Source organism: Corynebacterium argentoratense DSM 44202 (genome assembly GCF_000590555.1).
In the GTDB taxonomy this organism is placed as follows: Bacteria; Actinomycetota; Actinomycetes; order Mycobacteriales; family Mycobacteriaceae; genus Corynebacterium; species Corynebacterium argentoratense.
This window is the reverse complement of sequence record NC_022198.1, coordinates 1,621,694-1,637,721: the sequence shown is the minus strand read 5'-3', so window position 1 is coordinate 1,637,721 and position 16,028 is coordinate 1,621,694. Positions and strand designations below refer to the sequence as shown.

14 protein-coding genes are annotated in these 16,028 nt (G+C 60.4%); 7 read left to right on the top strand and 7 right to left on the bottom strand.

The window, feature by feature from the left end:
* Positions 1-111: 111 nt before the first annotated feature.
* Positions 112-591, top strand: a complete 480-nt coding sequence (locus CARG_RS07665; protein WP_021012076.1) for a hypothetical protein — start codon at positions 112-114, stop codon at positions 589-591.
* A 101-nt stretch (positions 592-692) separates the two neighbouring features.
* Here CARG_RS07665 and CARG_RS07660 read toward each other — a convergent pair whose 3' ends face one another.
* Positions 693-2,909 (bottom strand): NADP-dependent isocitrate dehydrogenase, encoded by a 2,217-nt coding sequence (locus tag CARG_RS07660; RefSeq protein ID WP_021012075.1) that lies wholly within the window; start codon positions 2,907-2,909, stop codon positions 693-695.
* A gap of 179 nt (positions 2,910-3,088) precedes the next feature.
* On the opposite strand from CARG_RS07660, the gene CARG_RS07655 reads away from it, so the two are divergent.
* From CARG_RS07655 to yhjD, 4 genes are all read left to right on the top strand, one after another.
* Entirely contained in the window at positions 3,089-4,288 is a 1,200-nt protein-coding gene (locus tag CARG_RS07655; protein ID WP_041747706.1) for an MFS transporter, read from the top strand.
* A 113-nt stretch (positions 4,289-4,401) separates the two neighbouring features.
* A complete protein-coding gene (locus tag CARG_RS07650) occupies positions 4,402-5,325 on the top strand; it encodes an exodeoxyribonuclease III (RefSeq protein ID WP_144198703.1) in 924 nt (307 codons plus the stop codon).
* An 83-nt stretch (positions 5,326-5,408) separates the two neighbouring features.
* The gene (gene trpS / locus CARG_RS07645; RefSeq protein WP_021012072.1) at positions 5,409-6,443 is read left to right on the top strand and encodes a tryptophan--tRNA ligase; all 1,035 of its coding nucleotides are present in this window, start codon (positions 5,409-5,411) and stop codon (positions 6,441-6,443) included.
* Positions 6,444-6,531: 88 nt separating this feature from the next.
* On the top strand, positions 6,532-7,614 hold the full coding sequence (yhjD, locus tag CARG_RS07640; RefSeq protein WP_021012071.1) for an inner membrane protein YhjD: 1,083 nt from the start codon (positions 6,532-6,534) through the stop codon (positions 7,612-7,614).
* A gap of 17 nt (positions 7,615-7,631) precedes the next feature.
* Here the strand turns inward: yhjD and CARG_RS07635 are convergent, their stop codons facing one another.
* Entirely contained in the window at positions 7,632-8,876 is a 1,245-nt protein-coding gene (locus tag CARG_RS07635) for a D-alanyl-D-alanine carboxypeptidase family protein (protein WP_021012070.1), read from the bottom strand.
* A 38-nt stretch (positions 8,877-8,914) separates the two neighbouring features.
* Here CARG_RS07635 and CARG_RS07630 point away from each other — a divergent pair, with 38 nt between their 5' ends.
* On the top strand, positions 8,915-10,147 hold the full coding sequence (locus tag CARG_RS07630; RefSeq protein WP_021012069.1) for an adenosine deaminase: 1,233 nt from the start codon (positions 8,915-8,917) through the stop codon (positions 10,145-10,147).
* A gap of 49 nt (positions 10,148-10,196) precedes the next feature.
* Here the strand turns inward: CARG_RS07630 and CARG_RS07625 are convergent, their stop codons facing one another.
* The 3 genes from CARG_RS07625 to CARG_RS07615 are packed head-to-tail and all read right to left on the bottom strand — an operon-like array spanning position 10,197 to position 12,710.
* Positions 10,197-11,426 carry a hypothetical protein gene (locus CARG_RS07625; protein WP_021012068.1) on the bottom strand — a complete coding sequence of 410 codons (1,230 nt, stop codon included), beginning with the start codon at positions 11,424-11,426 and terminating at the stop codon, positions 10,197-10,199.
* A gap of 11 nt (positions 11,427-11,437) precedes the next feature.
* Positions 11,438-12,337, bottom strand: coding sequence for a C40 family peptidase (locus CARG_RS10650; RefSeq protein WP_021012067.1), 900 nt, complete (start codon positions 12,335-12,337; stop codon positions 11,438-11,440).
* A gap of 31 nt (positions 12,338-12,368) precedes the next feature.
* Positions 12,369-12,710 (bottom strand): hypothetical protein, encoded by a 342-nt coding sequence (locus CARG_RS07615; RefSeq protein ID WP_021012066.1) that lies wholly within the window; start codon positions 12,708-12,710, stop codon positions 12,369-12,371.
* A gap of 75 nt (positions 12,711-12,785) precedes the next feature.
* Between CARG_RS07615 and upp the strand changes: the two genes are divergently transcribed.
* A complete protein-coding gene (upp, locus tag CARG_RS07610; RefSeq protein WP_021012065.1) occupies positions 12,786-13,421 on the top strand; it encodes a uracil phosphoribosyltransferase in 636 nt (211 codons plus the stop codon).
* A gap of 8 nt (positions 13,422-13,429) precedes the next feature.
* Here the strand turns inward: upp and CARG_RS07605 are convergent, their stop codons facing one another.
* Together CARG_RS07605 and CARG_RS07600 are read right to left on the bottom strand one after the other, a co-directional pair.
* Positions 13,430-15,124 carry a phospho-sugar mutase gene (locus tag CARG_RS07605; protein ID WP_021012064.1) on the bottom strand — a complete coding sequence of 565 codons (1,695 nt, stop codon included), beginning with the start codon at positions 15,122-15,124 and terminating at the stop codon, positions 13,430-13,432.
* Entirely contained in the window at positions 15,121-16,026 is a 906-nt protein-coding gene (locus CARG_RS07600) for a purine-nucleoside phosphorylase (protein ID WP_041747700.1), read from the bottom strand. The genes CARG_RS07605 and CARG_RS07600 overlap by 4 nt, the downstream gene beginning before the upstream one ends.
* Positions 16,027-16,028 lie beyond the last annotated feature (2 nt).

Sequence of the window (16,028 nt, the reverse complement as noted above, 5' to 3'; positions counted from 1 at the left end):
AAGCCCCGCCTCTCGTTAGTGATGATCACAGTCGACTGTGCCACGCGACAATGCCATACAAACTCAATAACGTTTGGTGAATAGCACTCATAAGGTAGCAGTATCGCCAGAATGTATAAACACTCACTAGCGGTCCTCTGTGTCGCAACCGTAGCCCTGTCCGGTGTCGTCGCCCCGGCCGCGACCGCAGCAGAAGACAACGGCTGCAAGCCCGGCATGATCTCCGGTGACTTCAACTGGGGCGTATCTAAGGAATTCACCGACTACCTCGGCCGCTACCGCACCCTCGATGGCTTCACTTTGAAGTACAACGAAAGGGATGTCTGCCCTCCGCTCAAGCCCGCACCTCCGGCGCCCCCGGTCGATCCCGGCGACCCCGGTCAGCCCGGTGACCCGGGTGATACCACTCCGCCGCCCGCTGACCAGAACCCCGACAACGGTTCTTCCGGCAGCTCCGCAGGCCTCGGTATTTTCGGTGCTCTTGCCGGCCTGGGCATTATTGGTGCGATCATCGCGTTCTTCCTGAACAACCACCAAGGGGCAAACCCCATTCAGCAATTGCTGGCTGACCTGCCTTTCGGCCGCCGCTAGTACAGCGTTAGTCCACGGTGCCCTGCATGTAGGGCACCGATAGAAAAGATAACTCCTCAGCACCAGGGTGCTGAGGAGTTATCTTTTTAAACGTCTAAGGCTTATTTCTTAAGGCCGTCGACGATAGCGTTGAACTTCTCGGAGGGACGCATAGCGGCGGTAGCCTTAGCGTCGTTCGGGTTGTAGTAGCCGTCCAGTTCGACAGCCTTACCCTGGACCTCGAGCAGCTCAGCGGCAATGGCATCAGCGTTGTCGGAAAGCTCCTTGGCCACAGGCGCGAAGATCTCAGCAAGCTCAGCATCGTCGGTCTGCTTGGCTAATTCATCTGCCCAGTAGGCGGTCAGGTAGAAGTGGGAGCCGCGGTTGTCGATCTCGCCGACCTTGCGGGAGGGGGACTTGCCGTCGTTGAGCAGACGCTCGGTAGCCTTGTCCAGCGCATCCGCGAGTACGGCTGCCTTAGTATTGCCGTCGGTGTTGCTGAAGTGGCGCAGGGACTCACCCAGAGCCAGGAACTCACCCAGGGAGTCCCAACGCAGGTGGTTTTCTTCCACAAGCTGCTGCACGTGCTTCGGTGCGGAGCCGCCGGCGCCGGTCTCGAACAGGCCGCCGCCAGCCATCAACGGGACGACGGACAGCATCTTGGCGGACGTACCCAGCTCGAGGATGGGGAAGAGGTCGGTCAGGTAGTCACGCAGCACGTTACCGGTCACCGAGATGGTGTCCTCGCCCTTGCGGATGCGGTCGATGGAGAACTGGGTTGCCTCGACCGGGGACATGATGCGAATGTCCAGGCCCTCGGTGTCGTGCTCGCCCAGGTACTTCTCGACGAGGGTGATGAGGTTGCGGTCGTGAGCGCGCTCGGGGTCGAGCCAGAACACGGCCGGCATGCCGGACAGGCGGGAGCGGGTGACGGCCAGCTTGACCCAGTCGCGGATGGGGGCATCCTTGGCCTGGCATGCACGCCAGATGTCGCCCTCGGAAACCTCGTGCTCCATGAGGGTTTCGCCGGCAGCGTTGCGGACAACAACCTTGCCGTCGCCGGCGATCTTGAAGGTCTTATCGTGAGAGCCGTACTCTTCAGCCTTCTGCGCCATCAAACCGACGTTGGGAACGGTGCCCATGGTGGCCGGGTCGAATGCGCCGTTGGCGCGGCAGTCTTCGATGACGGTCTGGTAGACGCCGGCGTAGGAGGAGTCGGGCAACACAGCCAGGGTGTCCTGCTCTTCGCCTGCGGCATTCCACATGTGGCCGGAGGTGCGGATCATGGCAGGCATGGAAGCGTCGACGATGACGTCAGAAGGCACATGCAGGTTGGTGATGCCCTTGTCGGAGTTCACCATTGCAACGGCGGGACCTTCAGCAAGTGCCTTGTCGAACGCTGCCTTGATCTCTGCGCCGTTGTCCAGGTTATCCAGGCCTGCGTATACGGCAGCCAGGCCGTTTTCGCCATCCAGGCCAGCGGCCAGGAGCTGCTCGCCGTACTGTGCGTAGACGTCAGCGAAGAAAGCGCGGACGACATGGCCGAAGATGATCGGGTCGGAGACCTTCATCATGGTGGCCTTCAGGTGGGTGGAGAACAGCACGCCCTCTTCCTTAGCGCGCTTGACCTGGGCTGCGAGGAATTCGTCGAGTGCTGCGGCCCGCATGACGGTGGCGTCAACAACTTCGCCCTCCAGGACCTTGAGGCCGGACTTCAGTGCGGTTTCGGTGCCGTCGGCTGCAATGTGGACGATGCTGAGCTCGTCGGCTGCCGGCATGATGACAGACTGTTCATTGTGGCGGAAGTCGTTGTCGGACATGGTCGCCACATTGGTCTTGGAGTCCTTGGTCCAGGCACCCATGCGGTGGGGGTGTGCCTTGGCGAAGTTCTTCACGGCGATGGGGGCGCGGCGGTCGGAGTTTCCTTCGCGCAGAACCGGGTTAACAGCGGAGCCCTTGACGGAGTCGTAGCGGCCACGGATGTCCTTTTCCTCATCGGTGGAGGGGTTATCCGGGTAGTCGGGAAGTGCGAAGCCCTGTGCCTGCAGTTCCTTAACTGCGGCCTTCAGCTGCGGCACGGATGCAGAAATGTTGGGCAGCTTGATGATGTTTGCTTCGGGAGTTTTAGCCAGTTCACCCAGTTCAGCGAGGGCGTCTGCAACCTTCTGGTCTTCGCCCAGGTAGTCGGGGAATTGGGCGAGGATGCGGCCGGCGAGTGAAATATCGCGGGTCTCCACATCGATGCCTGCGGTGGAAGCGAAGGCCTCCACGACGGGCTTGAGTGAGTAGGTTGCGAGAAGCGGGGCTTCATCAGTGCGGGTGTAGATAATCTTAGCCAAGATAACTCCCAAAAAAAGTTGACAAAATATGTATGTTGAATGATACCTGGTGTGTTGTGGGCACGTGGCACCGCTACACCAAATGTGGTGGAGCGGGCCTATATATAAGGGTGTGAGGTTAATGACGTCGCGGGGGTTCCGGCGCGGAGGTAGCCCGGGTTGGCGTGTACGGTTGGCGTGTGAATACGCCAGCCCGACGCCCTGTACCTCTGCAAACTCAGCTTTCTGATGCCCGCCGCACGTGGGTGATGGTCGCTTTAGCTCTGGGTGGGTTTGCTATTGGTGTCACCGAGTTTGTGTCCATGGGACTGTTGGGTTTGATTGCGGACGATTTCGCCATCACCGAGGATCAGGCAGGTCGTATTATTGCGGCTTACGCTTTGGGCGTAGTGGTTGGTGCACCTTTGATCGCAACATTGACGGGTAAGCTGCCGCGGCGTCGTCTTCTGCTGTTGCTGACGGCTGGGTTGGTGATTGGCAACGGTTTGTCTGCGATTGCGACGACGTATCCAATGCTGATCGTTGCCCGTTTTATTGCAGGTGTTCCCCACGGGGCATACTTCTCGGTAGCGGGGTTGTCGGCGGCATCGATGGCCGCTCAGGGGGCTCGTGGCCGCGCGATCGCCTTCCTCGGTTTCGGCTTCGCCTTCGCTACTGTGGGCGGTGTCCCAGCGGTCCAGGCGTTGGGGGCGCACTTCCATTGGAGTCTCGCCTACGCGATTGTGACGGTGCTGGCTGCTGCAACCTTGGTGAGCTTGTGGTTCCTCATGCCGCACATGACGCAGATGCCTTCGACTAATGCGCGCACCGAATTGTCGGCATTCACGCGTCCTCAAGTTCTGTTAACGCTGCTGACGGGTGCTGTTGGTTTCGGAGGCATGTTCGCCGTATATACGTATATTTCGTGGACGATGACGCAGCGCGCTGGTCTGAACATCGAATGGATGTGGGTCGTGCTGATGGCCTACGGCTTGGGTATGTTGGCCGGAAACTGGTTGGGGGGCCGTCTGTCCGACCGCAGCGTGGAGTTTACGGTGACGCTGGCGTTGTCTGCTATCGCGATCTGTCTAGTCGCTTTCTATTTCACCAGCGCGAACGCGATTGCTGGCACCATCAACTTTGGGCTTATCGGCATGTTTGGTTCGGTTCTTGTTCCCGCGCTCCAAGTGCGTTTGATGGATACCGCAGGCGAGGCGCAGACGCTAGCTGCCGCGTTGAATCACTCTGCGCTGAACTTCGCTAACGCCGGTGGTGCAGCACTTGGCGGTGCTGTGATCGCCCACGGCTTTGGCTATTCCGCACCTGCCTTAGTCGGTGCAGCACTGTCTGTTGTCGCCCTGGGGATTTTTATTCCAACGGCGAAAGCTGCAGCCAAGTAGATCCGGGCGACCAAACTGCCCTTTGATGGGCGACCAAAACGCCCTTTCTCAGGCGACCAAACTACCCTCGAGGGGGTCGTGTAGCGGTGCGGCTATGCTTGTGCCCCATGAGCATCACCATTTCAAGCGTCAACGTCAATGGCATTCGTGCGGCTGTGAAACAGCGCAGCGAGACAAACCTGGGTTTCCATGCGTGGTTGGAGTCTGCTGGCTCCGATGTTGTGCTACTTCAGGAGGTTCGCGCCAACGAGAAGCAAACCTTGGAAGCCTTGGCCCCGGCGTTGGATAACGGCTGGCATTATGTGGGCGCGGAGGCTGCGGCGAAGGGCCGGGCGGGCGTCGGCATTTTGTCACGCTTTGAGCTTGATGACGTCGCGGTGGGCATTGAAGGATTTGAGGATTCGGGCCGCTACATCCAGGCGACCCTGCGGGGCAGCGAGCTTGGTGGCGAGCCTGTGACGGTTGCTTCTCTGTATTTGCCCAGCGGTAGTGCGGGCACCGAGAAGCAGGATGAAAAGTACCGCTTTGTGGACGTGTTTGAAGGTTTTCTTACCCAGGCGGCTCGAAGCCACACCAACATGGTGGTGGGCGGCGATTGGAACATTTGCCACCGCAGCCAAGATTTGAAAAACGACAAGACCAACCAGAAGAAGTCGGGCTTCATCGCATCCGAGCGAGCCTTCATGGATGCGGTATTCGGGACCTTCCCCGACGAGGCCTCCCAGATTGATCCCGATAAGGCTGCTGAGTTCTTCGGTGCCGTTGACTACACCCCTGGCGAGGTGGCGCGTGCACGCACAGTCGCAACCGAACCCGTGTGGTTTGATGTGGCGCGGCGTCTTCAACCAGAAGATGCGCCCTACACATGGTGGACCTATCGGGGCCAAGCTTTCGACACAGACGCAGGGTGGCGCATCGACTACCAAGCGGCAACCGAAGCGATGCTCGGTCACGCCACCAAGGCGTGGGTGGATAAGGCTGCAGCCTACGACCTCCGCTGGTCCGACCACGCACCGCTCAACGTGACATACAGCTAGGGGTGCAGCAACAGGGCAGTGTGCAGGCCTGTGGGAATAGGGCAATGCACACTGCCAGCAACCGGCAGAATAGACTGGCATGCATGTCGAGCGAAACCATTACGAAGCCGGAACGTAAACAACGCGTTGTCTCGGGCCTGCAGCCCACCAGCGACTCCTACCACCTCGGAAACTACCTGGGTGCCGTCCGGCAATTCATCGCACTGCAGGATGAATACGATGCGTTCTACTTCATCCCGGACCTGCACGCCATCACCGTCGACCAAGACCCCAAAGAACTGCGCCACCGCACTCTCGCTGGTGTCGCACAGCTTCTAGCCCTTGGTATCGACCCGGCCAAGTCCACACTGTTCGTCCAAAGCCACGTGCCTGAGCACGCGGAGCTTGGATGGGTCTTGACATGCATGACCGGCTTCGGCGAAGCGTCCCGCATGACCCAATTTAAGGACAAGTCCGCCAAGCGCGGAGCAGACCGCACCGGGGCAGGCCTGTTCGCCTACCCCATGCTGATGGCCGCAGACATCTTGCTGTACCGCCCCCAGCTTGTTCCCGTGGGTGAAGACCAGCGCCAACACATCGAGCTCACCCGCAATCTCGCGGAACGCTTCAACTCCCGCTACAAGAAAACATTTGTCGTACCCGAAGGGTTCATCCCCGAAGGTGCCGCGAAGATTTACGACCTGCAGGACCCAACCTCGAAGATGAGTAAGTCGGGTTCCAACCCCAAGGGCATCATCAACCTGTTGGACGATCCAAAGGTCTCTGCAAAGCGGATCCGTTCCGCAGTGACCGACAACGACGGCGTCATCACCTATGACAAAGAAAACAAGCCCGGCGTGTCCAACCTGCTTGTCATCCAGTCTGCGTTGACGGGAACCTCCATAGACAAGCTCGTTGAACACTACGACGGCCAGGGCTACGGCGTGCTCAAGGTTGAGACTGCGGAGGCACTCGAAGCCTTCACCACACCGCTCAAAGCCCAGTTTGACGAGTACATGGCGGACACCGCAGAGCTGGAAAAGATCCTGGCTGACGGCGCAGAAAAAGCACGCAGCAACGCTTCTAAGACCCTTGCGGACGTCTACGAACGCGTTGGGTTCCTCATGCCTAAGCGTTAACGACAAACAGTTGAGGCGAGTACAGCACAAGTGCGGCTGTGCTTGAACCTGCGTAAACACACCTCCGAGTAGAGCAAACATAAGGAACATGGCGGCTATTACCCGTACAGCATCAGAAAACACCGACGAATACGGCATCGAACGCGTCCGTAAAAACGAGCCAGGGTTCGTCGACAAGTTGCGTGACAAGTGGCCGTGGTTTGACCACATCATGGCCATGCAGGAGCGCTACGCAAGCATGGGCGGCAACCAGTATTCCGCCGGCATTACGTACTTTTCAGTGCTGTCGATGTTCCCCATCCTCATGCTGGTGTTCGCCGCTGCCGGTTTCGTTTTGGCTGCCCGCCCAGAGACACTTAGCGACATTCAGATGCACATCACCGACTCCATCAGCGGAGACGTCGGAAGCCAGATTAACGAAATCATCGACACCGCCATTAACCAGCGCAGCGCAATCGCCGGCATCGGTGCCCTGACCGCGCTGTGGTCGGGTCTAAACTGGATGAACAACCTGCGCTACGGCGTATCGAAAATCTGGAAGCTCGACCCCAGCGACGGCAACTTTGTTGTGAAGAAGCTGTGGGACCTCGTGGGTCTGATTGCTCTGCTGGTTGCGCTGATCATCGCGTTCGGTATCACCGCCGCAGGATCCTCCGGCTTGACCTCCATACTGCTGGAATACCTTAAGTTGGATCACATCGTCGGTATCGACGCCATCACCCGGGTTATCGCCATTACAGTCGGACTAATCGCCAACTACCTGGTGTTCTTCTGGCTAATCATCTTCCTGCCCCGCGGCAAAGTTCCGGTGAAATCCGCAGCTAAAGCAGCGGTCATCGGTGCTATCGGCTTCGAGCTGATCAAACAGCTCGGTAGCGTGTTCTTCTCCAGCGCTGTGAAAAACCCAGCCGGTGCGACCTTCGGGCCGATCATCGGTGTCATGGTGTTGCTCTACCTGATTTGGCGCATCCTGTTGTACTCGAGCGCATGGGCAGCCACCACCAAAGAATCACTGGAGCTGCTTGAACTTCCGGCTCCCGAGCCCGCAATCATTCGCGTGCGCACTCAAGTTGCGCAGGCACCGAGCCCTAAGGTCGCCGGTTCACTGTTCGGCGCCGGTGCAGTTGCCGGTATCGCTGCGATCATCGCAGCACGCCGCGGCAGAAAATAACCCCCTAACCCCGGGGGCTAGCGCCGGCGCACAGCAAACGCAACGCCGGCGACAACCAACACAGCGAGCGCGGTGAGGGACAGCGCTAGCGTTCCCGTCACCACACCAGAACCCAAGCCAGTGGAATGCGCATCAGCATCTCTGGTGGGGGAAGTAACCTCCCGCACCGAATCCTGCCCATCTGCCGGCTTTAATGAATTGCGCACGGAGCCAACCGGTTCGGAGCCTTCAGGCGTGGCATACGCGGCGTCAATAAGTGCTTCGGCCTGCTCCCAAGCGCGCCCCTTATCCACTGTGGTGTCGAGGACAATTGCGGCGATACGACGCCCATCGCGCTCCACCGCACCAGCAAAAGTATGCCGAGCATCATCGGTGTAGCCGGTTTTGCCAGCGAACCCGCCCTCGGTATTGTACAGCAAGCCATTGTCGTTCCATAGCTCGTAGCCGGGCCTGTCGCCCCACCCCGGAAAATCGACGTGGTCCGTGGCGAAGATCGGCAGCAGCACCTCATTGCTGAACACCTGCTGGTAGATCAGCGCAAGGTCGTAGGCAGAGGTTTGCATTCCAGGCGCATCCAGACCGGAATACGTAGCGGCATAGGTGTCCTGGGTGCCCAGAGAACGAGCGCGCGCGTTGATCGCCTTCAACGTGTCAGCGTCGCCACCCAGCAGTTGGGCGAGTGCATGCGCGGCGTCATTACCCGAAGCCAGCAGCAGGCCATTGAGCAAATCCCGCACCGTGTAGGTTCCTTCGGGGTGAATGCCCACCGCGGAACCTTCTGCTTCTGCAGAATCCAAACTGACGGGCGCAGGATCATCTAGCTTGAGGCGCTCGGCAACCTCCAGGGCCAATAAACCCTTGATGACGCTCGCTGGGCGGTAGCGGCCGTGAGGATCCTTGGTGGCGAACACCTCGCCCGAGTCGAGGTCATAAACAATCCACGCGGAGGCCAAAATATCCGGAACCACAAAGCCGTCTTCAGCAACGATGCCGCATTCGGCCATCTTTTGGCCACCGGCGGGCTTAGAGGGGGCCGGCGGGGGAGTCGGAGTGCTAGACCCCGGGGCCACGACCTCCGAGGTGTCTGCGGCAGCTTCCGGCCTTTCACGGTGAGGGCATCCCGAGGTGTCCGGGGCAGTGGAGCGCGGCGCGGGTGTTGCGGCCGTAGCTGGCGGAGCAGGCGGAACAAGTCCGACAGTGCCGGCGCTCAGCAGAGCCACCAAACCAACACGTGAGGCGCGCACGCCTAGCCAGTCAACCATGGGGGCAAGTCTAGCGAAACACGGTTAACCTAAAGAACATGACTACGAACCTTAGTGATGTAACCGACCCGAAGAATCTTTCCCGCGAAGACATCGCCCAACTGCCTAAGGTTGTGTTGCACGACCACCTTGACGGCGGACTGCGCGCGGCCACCATCGTCGAGCTCGCCGAAGCCGCAGGCTATGGCAAGCTGCCCACCACTGATCCGGAAGAACTAGAGCATTGGTTCGTAGAGGCAGCCAATTCCGGTTCGCTGCCGAAGTACCTAGAGACCTTTGACCACACGACCGCAGTGATGCAAACAGCAGAAGCCATCATGCGCGTCACCGCCGAGGCAGTGGTGGACCTGGCGGCCGATAATGTTGTTTATGCAGAGCTGCGGTTCGCGCCTGAACAGCACCAGAGCAAAGGCCTAAGCCTTCAAGACATTGTTGATGCCGCGGTGGCCGGGTGCCAGCAAGGTGAGGCGCAGGCTGCACAGCAAGGCAAGCAGATCACCGTCCGGCTGATTTTGTGCGCGATGCGGCACACCGACCGCAGTGTCGAGATCGCCCAGTTGACCATCGACAACCACACACCGGATGGCTATGTTGCTGGGTTTGACATTGCCGGCCCGGAGGACGGGTTCCCGCCGTCGCGCCACCACGAAGCGTTTGACATGCTGCGCCGCAACCATGTGCCGTTTACTATTCACGCCGGCGAGGCCGCTGGCCGTGACTCTTTGGAATCTGCAGTCTATGAGGGCGCGCAGCGGATCGGCCACGGGGCTAGGGTGTATGAGGATTTTTCTGCCGACCTGGATGGAATCCAAGCGGGTCGGTTGAGCAGCTACATTCGTGACCGTCGTACACCGCTCGAGCTGTGCCCAACCTCTAATGTCCACACCGGCGTTGTTGATGATCTGGCTGATCACCCCTTTGCGCTGCTGGATACTATGCATTTTGCGGTCACCGTCAACACCGACAACCGACTGGTGAGCGGAACCACCATGACGCAGGAAATGGCTGTGTTGGTGGAGCAGTTTAACTACGATCTGGACGGGCTGTTCAACGTCACCCAGAATGCGATCGAGCAGGCATTCATCCCCCAGGATCTGCGTGAAGAGATCCTGAATGATCAGATCATTCCGGGGTTTGAGAAGGTAGCAGGCATCGAATCCGACGAGCCAGAACCAGAGGCAACCCAGGGGCGACTAACGCAGGAGGAACTGGACGCCATCGATCCAGCACTGTTGGAAGAACTAGGCATCGATCCTAAAGACTTCCTCTAAGAACACGCAGGGCCCGGCTAAACAGCCGGGCCCTTAGTTCGTGTGCAGATTAGAACTTAGAAAAGCGAGCAACCAGGCCGTTTTCCAGCTGGCGCCAGCCTTCAACCTCTGCGGTGTACGGGGCAGACGGCACGTAGCCAGAAGTAGAGCCCAGCATGTATGCCAGGTACTCCTGGGTCTGCGGGTTGGCGACAAGCACAGAGCTGACGGCGTCATCGCGCGCCCAGTCCGCGGCGTCAGCAATCAATTCGTAGGCACGGCCAAGCTGCTGGGTATCGACATTGTTGGGGCCATTGTTGATGTCTTCCGCCAGCCCGGTGAAGGTGTAGACGTTCAGCGGATCAACGATGACGTCGACCGTGCCGCCGTTGATCGCATCCATGACGTCCTGCCAGGTGCTGACGGCCGCGAGGTCATGCTCTCCATGTTCGGTCAACCAGCGGGTCATCGCCTTGCGGTTGTTGAAGGTGTAGATCTGGCCGTAGTGACCAAGGAACACGGGGCGGCCACCAACATAGGTGCGCAGCGTGTAGAGGGTGCGGCCTTCGATAGCGATCTTGATGGGGTCGATACCGCTGGCGCCCCACACGGAAGCATCGTAGGGGTCGATGTCCGCGATGGCTTTTTCTTTTTCTTCTTTTTCGCGTTCGACCTGGGCGTCTGCTTCAGCGATGGCTTGTTCGGCGTCCTTGACCGCGGCGTCATCAATGAGGTCGTCGGGGCGGTAGACGTGCTCGTCGAGACTGTCGATGATGCTGTCCCAGTTGGTGGCGACCACGCGTCCGACAGCAGACCATTCGGACAGGCCATTTTCGCCCGCGTAGTGGTCGGAACCACGCTGCACATTGGCGAGCACCGAGTGGGAAGAGAAGGTGGACTGGATGGGCAGCAAGCTCAGGACGCTGGCCAGCGACTGTGTGATGCGGAAGCAACGAGCCACACACTTGACCGCATTGTGCGAAGGGCGGTCGGCGAGCATTTGGGGCACACCGATGAGGTCGTAGGTATCACCCGCTGTGGGGGTGACCCAGTTGGCGGGGCGTTGAGCAAAGTCGTTCCACGACGGGTGGGAATCTAGGTCGTGGGGCTGGCCGCTGCGGATGAACGCCAAAACCTCGGCAGGGGAGTTGAAGAAGTAGATGTGTTCCCCGTGGCCGAGGAATGCCTGCCATTCTTCGTTGTGCTGCCTGTAGGTGGGGGCCCAGAGGGTGAAGTAGTCGCCCTCGGTGAGGGAGATCTTTACCGGGAGGATGCCTTGGTTCGCCTGAGGTTTAGCCATAGGCAAACATTCTACCCTGTGGGGCGGAAGTACCCTTTGAAAGCCATACCCAGATTTGTGGTGCGCAGTGGGGAGATGCTCACTGGGTTGCCGGCTTCGATGATGGTGCCATCGCCGGCGTACATCGCAACGTGGCCGTCCCACACCAGCAGGTCGCCTTCGATCAACTCGTGGCTGCCGACGGGACTACCGATGTTTTGTTCTTGCGCTAGGCGTGGAAGTTCGACGCCCGCTTGGCGCCATGCCCATTGTGTGAGCCCTGAGCAGTCGAAGCCGACGCCGGGTGTGCTTCCGCCCCACACATAAGGAACGCCGAGCTGGGAGCGTGCTGCCGCGACGGCGCGTGCGCCGGCATGCCCGCCAGAAGAATGCGCGATTGTGGATGACAGGGGTGCGACGGGGGCGTCTGGTGAGGTGGCAGTGGGGTGTGTTGGCGGTGGTGCCGTCTGGCCGTCGCTCGCGGCGATGGCGTGCAGCCGTTGGGTCAAGGGGGAAAGGTCGTCACCTAGCTGTGTCAGGCGGCTGATGGCGTAAGAGATCAGTTCGCCCGCACGGCTTTGGGCGGACAGCAAAGCCGCGGCGGCGGCGCCAGGGACGGGATTAAGCATGCCGATGATGTCCTGTTGGGCGAGGGCCAGCAGGCGCTGCGCTTCGCCCACTATGTCTGCTTGGGCGGCCATGATCAGCGGTTGGGCTTGCGCCGCGACGTCGCTAATGGTTGCCGCAGCCGCAGCTAGCTCGTGGTGGGCGCGCATGTAGCGGGTGGCGTGTCCGCCTAGTTGTTGGGCTAGGTGTTCGGCGGCGCTTAAGTCCGGCAGAGTCGGTGGGGCTAGGACCACGTTGGCTACGGGAAGGGCACGTTCGATTAGGCCTACAACGTGGAGGATGTCTGTCAGTGGGGCTGGTGTCATGGAAGTGTCGTCCTTATGGTGGTGGTGCTCCTCAGCTGTTGAGGAGGCGCTCGAGTGTTTCGGCGGTGGCCCGGTCGAGTTCGTCGATTGCGCGGATGGTGCGCCCGCTGAACTCTCCAAGGTGTTGCATGGTGTCAGTCAGTGCCCGCGCCCTGTTGGTTGTGTGTTCGATGGCGCTGCCCGCGGCGGTGAGGAATTCTGCGTAACTATCGAGCATCCCTTCGCTGATCGCTGTGCTCTCTGGGCCGTGCCCGGGCCGGAAGCTCTCTAGCCCTTTGAGCAGTTCTGTTACCAAACTGAGCGATAGTCCAACATCGAGCTCTAGGCGTTCTCCGCAGGCTGGGTGCGGTGTGGGGTTATTGTGTGCGTCCATATGTTCTTAGACGTGTGCTGCGGGGTGGAGGTTCCACAGTCGGCGAGATTTTTGTGCGAGGTTATGATGGCCCTTATGGACATCACGGTTTGCGATCACCCCCTTGTTGCTTCTCGATTGACGTTGATGCGCGATGCGCGCAGTGATAACGCCGCGTTTCGCGCCGCGTTGAAGGATTTGGGCGCGATGCTGATTTTTGAGGCATCGCGTGACCTACGTGTCGAGGTTTTTGACGTCGCGACTCCCGTGGCGACTGCGAAGGGCGTGCGGTTGGAAAAGCCGCCGATTATTGTTCCGGTGATTCGCGCCGGGTTGGGAATGGTTGATCCTGCGTTGTCGATGATTCCTGATGCACAGGTTGGTTTTATTGGTATTGCTCGGAATGAAAAGACCCACGAGCCGGTTCCGTATTTGGAGGCCCTGCCTGATGATTTGACGGGTCAGCCGGTGTTTGTGGTGGATCCGATGTTGGCGACGGGTGGTTCGTTGCTGCATGCGATCCGTTTGTTGGTGGAGCGTGGCGCGACGGATATTACTGCCGTGTGCATGGTGTCTGCGCAGCCGGGTGTGGATGCGTTGGCGGAGTCGGGGTTGCCGGTGCGTTTGGTGACGGCGACGATTGATCCGGAGCTCAACGCGGACGCCTACATTGTGCCTGGTTTGGGTGATGCGGGGGATCGTTTGTATGGCCCCCGTAACATCGACCTGTAGGTGTGTCGCTAGCTAACGTGTTGCTGGACGAGTCGTTCAGCTAGCTGCAGCAGTTGTTGTGCCTGCGCGTGGGTGTGCGCGTGGGTTTCGATGTAGAACTTTGCTTTGGGTTCGGTGCCGGATGCTCGCCCGATGATCCTGACGGCGGGGATTGCGCCCGTGTGCTGCGAGCCGTCGCCTGCTTGTGTGGCGGTCAGTGTGAGCCCTTGGTTTTCTGGCAGCGAGCCGATTGCGAGGGGCATGCCTGCAAGGGTGTCGGGGCATGTGTTTTCTAATTGGGTGATGACGTCGCGGGGGTTGGGGGTGCGCACGGAAATCTGTGTTCCTTGGAAGTAACCGTGCTGCTGGTAGAGGGCTTCGAGTTGCTCTTCCAGGGTTGAGCCTTGTGCTTTGAGCTCTGCTGCCCAGGAGCAGGCGACGAGTGCAGTGGCGATGCCGTCTTTGTCGGCTACCATCCAGGGGGCGGGGCAGGTGCCGATGGCTTCTTCGTAGGCGAAGACGAGTTCTCCGGGGCGCCCGGTGGCTGCGCGGGCGAGGTGTTTGAATCCGGTGAGTGTTTCTTGGTAGTCCCAGCCGCGTTGCGTGGCGATGTTGCCAAGTAGTTGGGAGGACACGACGGTGGTGGCGACGACGGGGGCTGCTACTGTTCCGAATGCTTTGCGCGTGGTGGCCATGCGTGTGTCGACGATGCGGGTGGCTAGTAGTGGGCCGAGTTCGTCCCCGCGGAGCATGCGGAAGTGGCGGCGGCCGCTGTGTCCATCGGTATCTTCGGTGCGGATGCCGATGGCGCAGCGGTCAGCGTCGGGGTCGAGTGCGACGAGGATGTCAGCGTCGACTTGTTGCCCAAGCTCGATCAGTTGGTCTGTGGCGCCGGCTTCTTCCGGGTTGGGAAAGTCCACGGTGGGGAAGGTTGGGTCGGGGTAGTGTTGGTTGGCCACTGACCATGTCATGGCGAATCCGGCCCATTGGAGGGCTTGTTTGAGCGCTCGGCCGCCCACTCCGTGTAGTGCGGTGTAGGCGACTTTAAGGTCGGCGCGTTCGTTATTGACGCGCAGACGGTCGGAGGAGGCTGGTTCGACGAGGCTGACGACAGCGTCTAGGTAGTGGAGTAGTTGATCGGGCGCGGGACGCACAGTGACGCGAGGGATGTTCGCGACGTCATCAAGGCTGATGCGCGCGATGTGTTTTTCGATTTCCCGGTCGTCGGGGGAGATCAGTTGGCTGCCGCCGTCTACGTAGACTTTGTATCCATTGTCGGAGGCGGGGTTGTGGCTGGCGGTGATTTGCACGCCCGCGTCCAGCCCTCGGTATTTGACCAGCCAGGCAAGCACAGGGGTGGGGGTCGGGGTGGGTAACAAGGTGACTTCGAAACCCGCCCCGGCGAACACCTCTGCGGCGGTGACGGCGAAGGTGTGGGAGCCGTAGCGGGCGTCGAATCCGACGGCTACTTTGAGGGCACCGTCGTCGATGTTGCCGTGGATTTCGCCGAGCAGGGCCTCGGTGTCCGGGTCGGGGTGGTGCTGCTGGGCGCCGGATGCAGCCCTGGCTGCTGCACGTTCGGCAAGCCAACTTGCGACGCCCGCGGTAGTGCGGGTGACTTGGGTGACGTTCATTTCTTGTGCCCCGGGCCCAACGGGCGCGCGCAGGCCAGCGGTACCGAAACGCAGGCCCTCGGTCACTGGTTGTTGGTCGTTAATGTTCATAGTTTGCGCACCACCTGTGCCAGGAGGCTGCCCATCATCTCGGCTGCCTGGGCACCTGCCTCAAGGACTTCTTCGTGGTTGAGAGGCTGCCCGCTGATACCCGCCGCCAGGTTGGTCACCAGTGAGATGCCTAAGACTTCCATGCCGGCCTCGCGCGCAGCGATGGTTTCGTACACCGTTGACATGCCGACCAGGCCGACGCCGAGTGTGCGCAGCATGGCAATTTCAGCGGGGGTTTCGTACTGGGGGCCGGGCATCATGGCGTAGACCGCCTCGCGCAGCGCGGCAGTGCCGGTTGATGCTGTGGAACCAGCACGCGACGCGACGTCATTGGCCAGGACGCGCAGGCGTGGGGAGTAGGCATCGGTTAAGTCGACGAAACGCGCGCCCACCAGCGGGGTTCGGGCGGTGAAGTTGATGTGGTCGCTGATCAACACGGGCTCGCCGACGCGCATTCCTTCTGCGAGGCCACCGGCGGCATTCGTCAACACCACTGCGCGCGCACCGCAGGCTGCCATCGTGCGGACCATGTGGGTGGTTCGCCACAGTTCGTTGTCTCGATAGCCCTCGTAGGCGTGGATTCTTCCCAAACATACAGCGACTATCTGCGGCGCCTGTGCGTCTGCATCCCTCGGAACTGAATAGAGGCGCACCTGGCCGCCGTGGCCTTGAGCGGTCGGGGCGACACACCCGGGGATCTCCGCCATGGGGATGGTTGTGAGGTGCTCGGCGCCACTGCGTGCGAAGGAATCTGCGGCGTCGCGCCAACCGGAGCCCAGGACGATCGCGGCGTCAACACCATTGATCGCATGGGTGGGGCACTGCGTGCGTGCAGTGTGCAGCAGGAATTCTGCGGCGGTGTCGGCGAGCTCGTAGGGGTTTGGGTCAACCTTGGCAACCATAG